Genomic DNA, 12045 nt, shown 5'->3' on the forward strand with positions numbered 1-12045 from the left:
CGCGGGCCATCCGGTCGTGGCGGGCGTACGCGCGCACCATGGCGGTCGCGGTCCTGCTGACCGTCGCGCTGGCCGCGGCGACGTTCGTGCTGCGCGCCGGCCCGCGCGTCGATCCCGCCCGTGCGCTGGCCGATGCACGCACCGCCTATCGCATCGGCAATTACAGCGCGGCCCGCAACCACGCGCTGGCGACGCTGGCGGCCGCGCCGTCGTCGCGCGCGGCGATGCTGCTGCTCGCGCGCGTATATCTGAAGCTGGGCGACGGGGTCGCCGCCGAGGGCGCGGCGAGCCGCGCGCGCGATATCGGCGTTCCCGTGACCGCGCTTGCGGGGCTGCGCGCCCGTGCCCGGCTGCTCCAGTCGGATTATCAGGGGGCGATCGATGCGGCCGCCCGCGCCGCACCCGCGGATGGCGAGGCGTTGCGCGCCCGCGCAAGGGCCGTGGCGATGCAGGGCGATGCCGCGACCGCGCGTGCCATGCTGGAGGACTGGCTGTCGGCGCATCCGCGCGACGCGGCGGGCTGGACCGACCTCGGCCGCGTGTCGCTGACCGCGGGCGACGTTGCCGATGCCGCGCGCGCCGCGGCACGCGGGGCGTCGCTCGCGCCGGGCGATCCGGAAGCGCTGACCTTGCAGGCCGAGCTGGTGCGCGCCCGTTATGGCCTCGTCGCCGCGCTGCCGTGGTTCGAGGCCGCGTTGCGGCGCGATGCCTATTACCATCCCGCGCTGATCGAATATGCCGCGACGCTGGGCGATGCCGGCCGCTATGCCGACATGCTCGCCGCGAGTCGCCGCGCGCTGGCGGCGCGGCCGGGCAGTCCGCAGGCGCTCTACCTCCAGGCGGTGCTGGCCGCGCGCGCGGGGCGCCTCGACCTCGCGCGTGAGCTGCTGACCCGCGCCGGACCGCAGATCGCCGACCTGCCCGGTGCTGCGCTGCTCGGCGGCGTGGTCGACGCGGCGCGCGGACGCGACGAACGCGCGATCGACGGGTGGGACGCGCTGGCCGACGCCCAGCCGATGAACGTCGACCTCGTGACGCTGCTCGGCGCGGCGCTGCTGCGCTCGGGCGACACGCAGGGCGCGCTCGACCGGCTCCGGCCGCTCGCCCTGCGCGACGACGCCGATGCCTATACGCTGACGCTCGTCGCCCGCGCGTTCGAGGCGCAGGGCGACCGTATCGCCGCCGCGCGCTTCCTCGACCGCGCCGCCGCGGGCGCGCAGGGCGCCGCCGCGACCTTCGCGAGCGACGACGGCGTCGGCGCGGCGCTGGCCGATGCGCGGGACGATCCCGGCGATCCCAACTACCTGCTGGGCGTCATCCGCGCGCAGGCGACCGCCGGCGATCGGGCCGGCGCGATCGCCACCGCGCGGCGACTGGTGCTGGCCGGTCCCGGCGCGCCGGCGGCGCAGCTCGCGCTCGGCGACACGCTGACCGCGACGGAACGATATGGGGAGGCGGCGCAGGCGTTCGAGCGTGCCGCGAACCTCGCCTTCGACGCGCCGACCATGCTGCGCCTCGTCGATGCCTGGGGGCGGGCGGGCCGGCCGCAGGCGGCGGCGGCGACGCTGTCCCTGTACCTCCGCCAGAACCCGCAGAGCATGACGGCGCTCCGCATCCTCGGCCATTGGCAGGTGCTGGCGGGCGCGGCGGACGCGGCGATCGAGACGCTGGAGGGCGTGCGCCGCACGCTCGGCAATCGCGACGCGGTGCTGCTCGCCGACCTGGCCACCGCCTATGCCGCGGGGGACGACGGCGCGGTGGCGCGGCGTTACGGGCGTGCCGCCTATGCACTGGCGCCGATGAGCGCGGCGGTGTGCGATGCCTATGCGGTCGCGCTCGCCGCCGACGGCGACCTCGACGGAGCGCGACAGCTGGCGGTCAAGGCCGTGCGGCTTGCGCCCGGCGATCCGCGCATCGCCGCGCACGCGGCGGCGATCCTGCGCTGACGGCTTGCGCACGCCGGGCGCCACGGCCATGAGCGCGCCGATGGTCGACCCTCTCGAACGGATCGCGGCGGCGCTCGACCGCATCGCCCCGCCGCCGCCGGCAAGCGACGACGCGCTGCGGCATCCCGCCTATGTCTGGCGCGACGACGCGCTGGTGGCGGTGCGCGCGTTCGCGCCGCTGCCGCTCGACCTGCTGATCCGCGTCGATCGACAGAAGGCCGCGCTGGTCGACAACCTGCGGCGGCTCGCCGGCGGAGCGGCGGCGCAGGACGTGCTGCTGTGGGGCGCACGCGGCACCGGCAAGTCGGCGCTGGTCAAGGCCGCGGTCGGCGCGGTGCAGGCGGACGGGGGCACGATCGCGCTCGTCGAGGTCAAGTCGCTCGCCGCGCTGCCGCACCTGTTCGCCCGGCTCGCGTCGGTGCCACGCGCCTTCGCGCTGTTCCTCGACGATCTGGGTTTCGACGGGCCGGCAGAGGCGCGGACGCTGCGCTCGTTGCTCGAGGGCGGGGCGGAGGCGCGGCCGGCCAACGTCCGCCTGATCGTTACCGCCAATCGCCGTCACCTCGTGCCGCGCGACATCGCCGAACAGAGCGTGGCGGCCGCCGGCAGCCTGCCCGGCGCGGGCCATGGCAACGGCGCGGAACCGGGCGCGATCAATCCGCGCGACAGCATCGACGACCAGTTGGCGCTCGCCGACCGGTTCGGCCTCAGCCTCGGTTTCCACGCGCTCGACCAGGACGGCTATTGCGCGATCGTCGCGGCCTATGCCGAACGCTACGACCTGGAGTTCGACGCGGCGGAGGCGATCAACTGGGCGACGCGGCGCGGCAGCCGGTCGGGTCGCGTCGCCTGGCAATATGTCATCGAACTCGCCGGACGGGCGGGGCGCAGCCTCGGCTGAGCGGGGCGGCTGCGAGGGCGTCAGGACACCGAACTTGACATAACGGCGCCGGCGCGGCTCATTCTGGCGCGTGCCGCGCCTCGGGGAACTCGACCTGCCCAACCGCCTCGCGCCTGCGATCCCGCGGGGCGCGACGCAATTCGGCTTCGGCGTGCTGTGTTCGAGCAGCGCGATCCTGGTGCGGACGGTGCTCGACGGGGTGACCGCGGGCGGCGGCGCGCCGTTCGCTTTGTGCTTCCCCGCAATGATGCTCGCCACCCTGTTCGGGCGATGGCAGGCGGGGGCGGTCACCGCGGTGCTCGGCATCGGCTATGGCTGGTATTACAGCGTCCCCCCGACCGGCCCGTTCAGTGCGGCGAGCACGGTGACGCCGCTGACGGTCGCGTTCATCGCCGTCGCCGCGATCGCGACGATCGCGATCGCCGAACTGTTCCGCCGCTCGGTCCGCCGCGCGACCGCGGAGCGCGACCGCCAGATCGCCGACCGCGACCTCCTGTTGCAGGAGATCGACCATCGCATGAAGAACAATTTCGCGATCGTCGCCTCGATCCTCGACATCCATCGCCGGCGGGTGAGCGGCGAGGCGGCGGACGCACTCGGTTCCGCCTTGTACCGGGTCGAGAGCATCGCGCGCGCGCATCGCCACCTCTACCGCGGCACCGGCCAAGGCGACGCGGTGCAGATGCGCGCCTATCTGGGCGACCTGTGCGCCGCGCTTGCCGATGCGCTGCTGCTGCGCGGGGGCGTGACGCTCGCCTGCTCCGCCGACGAGGTCGAGGTGCCGCGCGACCGGGCGGTGTCGATCGGGCTGATCGTCAACGAACTGGTCACCAACGCGGCCAAGCACGCCTTTACCGGCCGGGCCGGCGGCACGATCACGGTGGGGTTCCGGCGACGGCCGGGCGGGTGGACGCTGATCGTCAGCGACGATGGCGTCGGCATGCCCGCGATGCTGGCACCCGCCGGCCCCGACCATGGCCTGGGATCGCGGCTGATCCCCGCCTTCGCCCGGCAGGCGGGCGGCACGATCGCGACCGACACCGGACCGGAAGGGACGACGGTGACGATGGACCTGCCCGCCTGAACGGACGGGTCAGCCCAGCCCCTCGACCTGCTCCGCAAGGTCCAGCCAGCGCATCTCCGCCGCATCCTTGTCCGCCCGCGCCGCGTCGATCGCCCGCGTCAGCGCCGCGAACCGCGCGGGATCGCGCGTGTAGAGCGCCGGGTCGGCAAGCAGCGCCTCGTCGCGCGCGATGCCTGCGTCGATCGCCTCGATCCGCGCCGGCAGCTGGTCATAGTCGCGCTGGTCCTTGTAGCTGAGCTTGGTACGCGCCGCCGGCGGGGCGGGGGGCGCGGCCCGGGCCGCCGCCGGCTTCCTCGCCTCGACCCGCGGCCGGCGCTGCCGTTCCCAATCCTTGAACCCGCCGGCGACGACGTCGACCGTCCCCGATCCGTCGAGCCCGAGCGTTACCGTCACCGTCCGGTCGAGAAAGTCGCGGTCGTGGCTGACGATCAGCACGGTGCCGCCGTAATCGGCGATGACTTCCTGCAACAGGTCGAGCGTTTCGAGATCGAGGTCGTTGGTCGGCTCGTCGAGCACCAGCAGGTTGGATTCGCGCGCGAACTCGCGCGCCAGCAGCAGCCGCGAACGCTCGCCGCCCGACAGCGTGCCGACCTTCGCCTCCGCCAGTGCCGGATCGAACAGGAATTCCTTGAGGTACCCGTGGATGTGCTTGCGCACGCCCAGCACGTCGATCCAGTCGCCGCCGTCGGCCAGCACCTCGCGCACCGTCTTGGTCGGCGCCATCAGGCTGCGCTGCTGGTCGATGACGATGCCGTCGAGCGTCCTGGCCAGCTTCACGTCGCCCTCGTCGGGCGCCAGTTCGCCGGTCAGCAGCCTGAGCAGCGTCGTCTTGCCCGCGCCGTTGCGCCCGACGATGCCGATCCGGTCGCCGCGGGTGACGCGCAGGTTGAGGTCGCGGATGATCGTGCGCTCGCCGAAGCCCTTGGTCGCGTGGCGGACGTCGATCACCACCTTGGTCTTGCTGTCGTCGGATGCGGTGGCGAGGTTGGCCGCGCCCTGCGGACCCATCATCGCGGCGCGTTCGGCGCGCATGTCCTTCAGCTTGGCGAGCCGCCCCTGGTTGCGGCGCCGCCGGCCGGTGACGCCGCGCTGCAGCCAGTGTTCCTCGATCTTCAGCTTGGCGTCGAGCCGCTGCGCGTTGCGCTCCTCTTCGGCATAGACCTGCTCGGTCCACGCCTCGAACCCGCCGAAACCGATTTCGGCGCGGCGGATCGATCCGCGGTCCATCCACAGCGTCTGCTTCGTCAGCCGCGTCAGGAAGGTGCGGTCGTGGCTGATGACGACGAAGGCGCCGCGGAACCGGCCCAGCCAGTCCTCCAGCCAGTCGATCGCGGCGATGTCGAGGTGGTTGGTCGGCTCGTCGAGCAGCAGCACGTCGGGATCCTGCGCCAGCGCGCGGACGATCGCCGCGCGGCGCCGTTCGCCACCGCTCGCCGATCCGGCGTCGCGGGACAGGTCGATGCCGAGCTGGTCGGCGATCGCATCCGCCTCGTGCCGCTCGGGCGCATCGGCGCCGCCGAGGACATAGTCGGCGAGTGTTGCGCAGCCCGCCAGGCTGGGCTCCTGCTCCAGCAGCACGACGCGCGTGCCCGGCACGATCACGCGCCGGCCCTCGTCGCTGTCGATCGTGCCGGCGATCAGCTTCAGCAGCGTCGTCTTGCCCGCGCCGTTGCGCCCGATCAGCGCCAGCCGGTCGCGCGCGTCGATATGGATGTCGAGGTGGCGGAACAGCCAGCCGTGGCCCTGGTTAACGCCAAGGTCTTCGTATGCGAGGATAGGGGCAGCCATGGCGGGCGCAGGTAGGGCGCGCGGGCGCCGCGGGCAAGCGCGACGCCGCGATGGTCCGCGGCGCGCTTCCCTGAACGCGACGCGACGGCGCCATTCACAGGCTGTTCAATGCCCTGTGCCTATGCCAGTCCTCATGAAGATGGTTCTGCCTTTCCTGCTCCTTGCCGCGATCACCGTGCCCGCATCGGCGACCGGCGAGGGCGATGGCCAGCGCCGCAGCGATCAGGAGCGCGCCTATGACGCCCGCCGCAAGGGCGAGGTGCTGTCGCCGCGCGCGATCGAGGGGCGGGTGCTGCCGACGATGAAGGGCTATGAATATCTCGGCTTCGACCTCGATTTCGGCACATCGGTTTACACGCTGAAATTCATGCGCGATGGCGTGGTGGTCTGGGTCGACGTCGATGGCCGCTCGGGCCAGATCATCGGCCGTACCGGCCGCTAACAGGGGGATCACATGCGCGTTCTGATCGTCGAGGACGAGCCCAATCTCGGCCAGCAGCTGAAGAACACCCTCGAGGGTGCGGGCTATGCCATCGACCTCGCCACCGACGGCGAGGAGGGGCATTTCCTCGGCTCGACCGAAAATTACGATGCGATCGTCCTCGACCTCGGCCTGCCCGAGATCGACGGGCTGACCGTGCTCGATCGCTGGCGGAAGGAGGGCAAGGTGATGCCCGTGCTGGTGCTGACCGCGCGCGACAGCTGGTCGGACAAGGTCGCCGGGCTCGATGCGGGCGCGGACGACTACGTCGCCAAGCCGTTCCAGACCGAGGAACTGATCGCCCGCCTGCGCGCGCTGATCCGTCGCGCGTCCGGCAATGCGTCGAGCGAGCTGACCGCGGGCGACGTCCGCCTCGACACGCGCTCGGGCAAGGTGACACGCGCGGGCGAGCCGGTGAAGCTGACCGCGCAGGAATACAAGCTGCTCAGCTACCTGCTCCATCACAAGGGCAAGGTGGTCAGCCGCACCGAGTTGATCGAGCATATCTACGACCAGGATTTCGATCGCGATTCGAACACGATTGAGGTGTTCGTGACGCGCATCCGCAAGAAGCTGGGCCAGGACGTCATCACGACGATCCGCGGCCTCGGCTACAGCCTCGAAGATCCGGACGCCTGACGGGCGGGCCATGGCGACGACGCCGCTAGCCGAGGTCCCGCCGCGCGCCCGCGCCCGGACGACGGGTTCGCTGTCGCGGCGGATGATCCTGATCGCGGCGGCGTGGATCGGGCTGCTGCTGTTCGGCGGCGGCTTCGCGCTCGACCGCGTGCTGTCCGCGGCGGTGACGCGCAATTTCGACGACCAGCTCGAATATGTGCTGCGCTCGCTGCTCGTCTCCGCCGAGATCGGCCCCGACGGGGAGGTGATCCTGAGCCGCGACGCCACCGCCGACCAGCGCTTCCTCGAACCCAATTCGGGATTGTACTGGCAGATATCCGGCAAGGGCAGCGAACCGTTTCCGTCGCGCTCGCTCTGGGATCGCCGGCTGGCGTTCGGCGGCGTCCACGACGACCGCAGCGTTCATTTCTACAACAGCAACCAGTTCGTCGACGAAAAGCTGCGGATCGTCGAACGCGACGCGATGCTGCCCGGGTCGCAGGTCCGCTGGCGTTTCCAGGTCGCGCAAAGCCGCAGCGGGCTCGATGCGCAGATCACCGTCTTGCGGCGAACGCTGGTGCGCAGCTTCGCGCTGCTCGGCGTGGGCCTCGTCGTTCTCGTCTGGCTCCAGACCTTCTACGGTCTATGGCCGCTGCGCCGGGTGCGCGAGGAGATCGCGCGGATGCGTGCCGGCCAGTCCAACCGCGTCGACACCGCGATGCCGATCGAGGTCGCGCCGATGGTCGAGGAACTGAACGCGCTGATCGAGCATAACGAGCGGCAGGCGGAGGAGGCGCGGCGTCACGCCGGCAACCTCGCCCATGCATTGAAGACCCCGCTTACCGTCATCATGAACGCCGCCACCGCGCAGGCCGACGACCTCGCCGAGACGGTCGTACGCGAGGCGCGGACGATGCGGCGTCAGGTCGACCATCACCTCGCCCGCGCCCGGGCGGTCGGCCGCCGCGGCTCCGCGCACAGCCGGGCCGACGTCTGGCCGAGCGTCGAGTCGGTCGAGCGCGCGGTCGGCCGTCTGTATCGCCACGTCCGCATCGACGTCGCCGGCCCCAAGGACCTCCAGGTCCATGTCGAGCGGCAGGACCTCGACGAGATGCTCGGCAACCTGATCGAGAATGCCGCGAAATACGGCGGCGGCAGCGTCTTCGTGACGGTGGCGGCGCAGGCGGGGTTCGTCGAGCTGCTGGTCGAGGACGACGGCATGGGCATCCCCGAGGAAGACCGCATCCGCATCTTCGATCGCGGCGTCCGGCTGGATACCGGCAAGCCCGGCACCGGGCTGGGGCTGGCGATCGTGCGGGACGTGGCGGAAATCTACGGCGGGACGGTGAGCCTGGAGGAAAGCGAGGACCTCGGCGGGCTGCTCGTGCGCTTGCGGTTGCCCGCCGCGAACTGACGGCGATCCGCTGGAAGGTGGCGGGGAAACGCACTAACGCGCCGGGAATGCACATCGTTCGTTTCATCCACGCCGGCGACGGCCGCATCGTCGCGGGCCTCGGCGCGGCGCTGGGCATCGCGGTCACCGGATTGCTTGCCGGCTGGCTGACCGGGCAGGGAACGACGCCGTTGCTGATCGCGCCGATCGGCGCGAGCGCGGTGCTGGTGTTCGCGGTGCCGGCGAGCCCGCTCGCGCAGCCGTGGCCGGTGATCGGCGGCAACATGCTCTCCGCGCTCTTCGCGTTGCTCGTCGTGCGGCTCGTGCCGCACGAGGCGGCCGCGGCCGCGATCGCGGTGGGCGGCGCGATCGTGCTGATGGCGCTGGCGCGTTGCCTGCATCCGCCGGGCGGCGCGGTGGCGCTGGGGGGCGTACTGCTCGGCCATGGCGGCGGGCCGGCGGGCTGGTCGTTCCCGGTCGTGCCGGTCGGGCTCGATTCGCTGCTGCTCGTCGTCGCCGGCGTCGCGTTCCATCGCTGGTCCGGCCACGGCTATCCGCACCGGCCGCCGCCATCACCGTCCGAGTCGGCGTTCGCGCCCGGAGACGTCGATGCGGCGCTCGCCGACATGCACGAGACGTTCGACATCGCCCGCGCCGACCTCGACGCGCTGCTCGCGCGGGCCGCGCATCATGCGGCGCTCAGGCGGGAACGGTCAGGCCGCTCATCACCTCTGCGGTGATCGCCAGGCTGCGCTTGCGCGCCGCGTGGTCGTAGATCGCGCTGGCGACCATCACCTCGTCCACGCCGGTCCGCTCGACGAACGCCGCAGTCTGGCGCGCCACCGTGTCGGGCGAGCCGACCGCCGAACATTGCAGCACATGGTCGAGGATCGACGCCCCCTGCGCGCCCAGCCCGACGCGATAGCCGGCGACCGGGGGCGGCAGCTGGCGCGGGTTGCCCGTGCGCAGCGCGACGAACGATTGCTGCTGCGAACTGGCGAGCAGTTCCGCCTCCTCGTCCGTGTCCGCGGCGAAGACGTTGAACCCCGCCATCACATGCGGCCGTGCGAGCTGCGCCGACGGGCGGAAGTCGCGGCGATAGATGGCGATCGCGGCATCGAGCGAATCGGGCGCGAAGTGCGATGCGAACGCATAGGGCAGGCCGAGCGCGGCGGCGAGCTGCGCGCCGAACGTGCTCGATCCCAGGATCCACAGCGGCACGTCGGCACCCGCGCCCGGCGTCGCGGCGATCCCGGTGCGGCCGTCGTCGGCGAAATAGCTCTGCAATTCCATGACGTCCTGCGGGAAGGCGTTGGCGTCGCTCTCCAGCGTCCGTCGCATGGCGCGCGCGACCCGCTGGTCCGATCCCGGCGCCCGGCCGAGGCCCAGGTCGATCCGGCCCGGAAACAGCGCGTCGAGCGTGCCGAATTGCTCCGCGATCACCAGCGGCGCATGGTTGGGCAGCATGATCCCGCCCGCGCCGACGCGGATGCGGCTGGTCGCCGCCGCGACGTGCGCGATCACCACGGCGGTCGCGGCGCTGGCGATGCCGCGCATGCCGTGATGCTCGGCGACCCAGTATCGCTGGAAACCCAGCGTCTCTGCGTGGCGGGCGAGGTCGGCGGCATTGGCGAGCGATTGCGCCACGGTGCCGCCTTCGACGACGGGCACCAGATCGAGCAGGGAATAGCGTGTCATGCCCGCAAGATGGGAATGGTGCCGCCCCGTCGCAATCAGAAGCCGAGCGCGTAGCGCACCGCTGCGCCGACGTCGGGGGTCAGCGCCGCGACATTGCCCGGATCGCGCCGCCAGAACAGATTGGTCTGGAGGTCGCCGCCACCCATCGCGACGCGGTAGCGGGCCTCGACGTCGAGCTCGCGTCCGCCCGGGGCGAGGTTCAGTCGCTGCGGTGTCCAGTCGGTGACGCGCTGCGTGGCATAGTCCCAGTTGGTCGGCAGCAGATAGTCGAGCCCTCCGCGGTCGACGCGCAGCGGTTGCGCGACCCGCACGCCGATGCCGTCGCGGCCGAACACGCCGTCCTTGCCGACGTCCGCGGCGAAGGCGCTGGTGACCAGTCGGCCGCTGCCGGTCATCCCGCCCTGCATCGCCGCCGTCGTCCAGCCGCGCCGCCAGCCGCCGCCGATCGTCCAGCCGCCGCCGACCGTCCAGCGCGCGTCGGCATCGACGAACCAGCTGCGGGCGCGAGGGCCGCCGAGGCCGCCGTCGAAGCGCGCACCGAGCAGCGTGTCGCGCTCGCGCAGGCGACTGACGCCCAGCGTCGTCGCCAGCGTGCCGACCGGCGCGTCCCAGTGCGCGTCGGCAGCGACCGCCACCCGGTCGTATCCCGACCGGCGATAGCCGCTCATGCCGGCAAGCGGCGCGTCGCGGCGGGCGAGCACGCTGCCGTCCTCGACGCTGGCCGTGATGCCGATCCCACCGATCCGCTGGCGTACCGCCCCCGCCGAGCGCGCGACGCTGTCGAAGCCCGCGCCGCTCTGGCCGGCGATCAGGAAGGCGGGCTGCGGCTGGCCGATCAGCTGTGCGCCCAGCGCACCGCTCGCCTGCGACACCGCGATGCCGAAGCTGGTCCGTTCGCCCAGCTGCTGCATCACCGTGCCGGCGATCGCCTGCGCGGTGGCGGCCTGATCCGCCCGCATCATGCTGCGCTCGACCGCGATGCCGCCGTCGGGCCGCGCCGCCAGCGTCAGAGACACGGTCATGCCGCCCGCCGCGAGCGCGACCGTGCGCTGCCGCCCCTGCAACGCCATGCCGAGCGCGGGCGCCGGCGCGGCGCGGTCGATCGTACGGGCGAGGTCGATCGCGAAGGCGCGGGCATAACTGTCGAGGATCACCGTCCCCAGCGGCCCGGTGGTCGCGTCGCCCATCGGCGGCGAAAGCGTCGCGTTGCTGGCGAGCGACACGCCCAGCGTCGATCCGGCCACCGACGTCACGCCGACCGGCTGGAATGCGCGGGTCAGGTCGAGCACGCCGTTGCCGTAGATGCCGTCCACGCCCGCGGTGCCCGCATCGCGCGCGGTGCGGAACAGCAGGTCGACGATCTGCGCGCCGCTGAGGTTCGGGAACGCCTGCGCCAGCAAGGCGATCGCGCCGGAGATCTGCGGCGCGGCGAACGAGGTGCCCGACCACAGGAAGGCGGTGTCGTTCTGGTCGGGCGCGCGCACCCGCTCGCCGACCGCGGCGAGGTAGTGCGCCGCACCGGTGCCGGCCCGGTCGCTGAACGACGAGATGACGTCGCCCGTCCCGACCGATCCGGCGACGATGACGAGGTTGCGCGCCGCGGGATTGCCCGCGACCGACGTGAAGGGGTCGGGATTGTCGCTGCCATCGTTGCCCGCGGCGATGACGACGATGATCCCCTGCGCGGTGGCGCGGCCGATCGCGTCGATCAGGTTCTGCGGCATGGTCGCGCCGCCGAGCGACATGTTGATGACGCGCGCGCCCGCGGTCCGCGCGGCATCGACACCTTGCGCGATCGCGGTGGTGCCGAACTTGCAGCCGGTGTCCTCGCCCGTCTGGCCCTCGGTCGCGCAGGTGCCCGGCCGGTCGGCGCGCAGGACCACCAGCGTCGCGTCGAAGGCGACGCCGTGCGTGCCGGTGTCGTTGCGCCGGCCCGCGGCGGTAAAGGCGACCGCGGTCCCGTGCCCGCCCTCGTCGTCGATGCTTGCGTTGCCGGCGACGTCCTGCGACTCGGCGGATATCCGGCCGGTGAATTCGTTGCTTTGCAGGTCGATGCCGCTGTCGATCACCGCCAGGTTGACGCCCTTGCCGGTCGCGCCCTTCGTGTAGGCGGCAAGCGCGTTCATCGACACCGCA

At 72.3% G+C, this 12045-nt stretch carries 10 protein-coding genes; 7 read left to right on the forward strand and 3 right to left on the reverse strand.

What is annotated here, in order from left to right:
- Window positions 1-38 precede the first annotated feature (38 nt).
- From LPN01_RS17700 to LPN01_RS17710, 3 genes are all read left to right on the forward strand, one after another.
- A complete protein-coding gene (locus tag LPN01_RS17700) occupies window positions 39-1946 on the forward strand; it encodes a tetratricopeptide repeat protein (RefSeq protein ID WP_262829743.1) in 1908 nt (635 codons plus the stop codon).
- 40 nt (window positions 1947-1986) lie between these two features.
- Complete coding sequence (locus tag LPN01_RS17705; protein WP_262829744.1) at window positions 1987-2847, forward strand: ATP-binding protein; 861 nt, start codon at window positions 1987-1989, stop codon at window positions 2845-2847.
- 70 nt (window positions 2848-2917) lie between these two features.
- Window positions 2918-3931, forward strand: coding sequence for a sensor histidine kinase (locus LPN01_RS17710; protein WP_262829745.1), 1014 nt, complete (start codon window positions 2918-2920; stop codon window positions 3929-3931).
- Between the two features lie 9 nt (window positions 3932-3940).
- On the opposite strand, the gene LPN01_RS17715 is transcribed toward LPN01_RS17710, so the two are convergent.
- Complete coding sequence (locus LPN01_RS17715; RefSeq protein ID WP_262829746.1) at window positions 3941-5719, reverse strand: ABC-F family ATP-binding cassette domain-containing protein; 1779 nt, start codon at window positions 5717-5719, stop codon at window positions 3941-3943.
- Between the two features lie 133 nt (window positions 5720-5852).
- On the opposite strand from LPN01_RS17715, the gene LPN01_RS17720 reads away from it, so the two are divergent.
- From LPN01_RS17720 to LPN01_RS17735, 4 genes are read left to right on the forward strand one after another with little or no spacing between them, the layout of a single operon-like run.
- The gene (locus LPN01_RS17720; RefSeq protein ID WP_262829747.1) at window positions 5853-6161 is read left to right on the forward strand and encodes a hypothetical protein; all 309 of its coding nucleotides are present in this window, start codon (window positions 5853-5855) and stop codon (window positions 6159-6161) included.
- Window positions 6162-6173: 12 nt separating this feature from the next.
- Window positions 6174-6839: a response regulator transcription factor gene (locus tag LPN01_RS17725; RefSeq protein WP_254289170.1), complete on the forward strand. Its 666-nt coding sequence runs from the start codon at window positions 6174-6176 to the stop codon at window positions 6837-6839.
- 10 nt (window positions 6840-6849) lie between these two features.
- Window positions 6850-8232 carry a sensor histidine kinase gene (locus LPN01_RS17730; RefSeq protein ID WP_262829748.1) on the forward strand — a complete coding sequence of 461 codons (1383 nt, stop codon included), beginning with the start codon at window positions 6850-6852 and terminating at the stop codon, window positions 8230-8232.
- Between the two features lie 47 nt (window positions 8233-8279).
- Window positions 8280-8951 (forward strand): HPP family protein, encoded by a 672-nt coding sequence (locus LPN01_RS17735; protein WP_262829749.1) that lies wholly within the window; start codon window positions 8280-8282, stop codon window positions 8949-8951.
- On the opposite strand, the gene LPN01_RS17740 is transcribed toward LPN01_RS17735, so the two are convergent.
- The gene (locus tag LPN01_RS17740; protein WP_262829750.1) at window positions 8911-9909 is read right to left on the reverse strand and encodes an LLM class flavin-dependent oxidoreductase; all 999 of its coding nucleotides are present in this window, start codon (window positions 9907-9909) and stop codon (window positions 8911-8913) included. The genes LPN01_RS17735 and LPN01_RS17740 overlap by 41 nt on opposite strands.
- Before the next feature lie 35 nt (window positions 9910-9944).
- The coding region (locus LPN01_RS17745) for a S8 family peptidase (protein ID WP_262829751.1) at window positions 9945-12045 on the reverse strand (2101 nt) is incomplete at its 5' end.

It is taken from the genome of Sphingomonas sp. A2-49, from assembly GCF_025548555.1.
In the GTDB taxonomy this organism is placed as follows: domain Bacteria; phylum Pseudomonadota; class Alphaproteobacteria; order Sphingomonadales; family Sphingomonadaceae; genus Sphingomonas.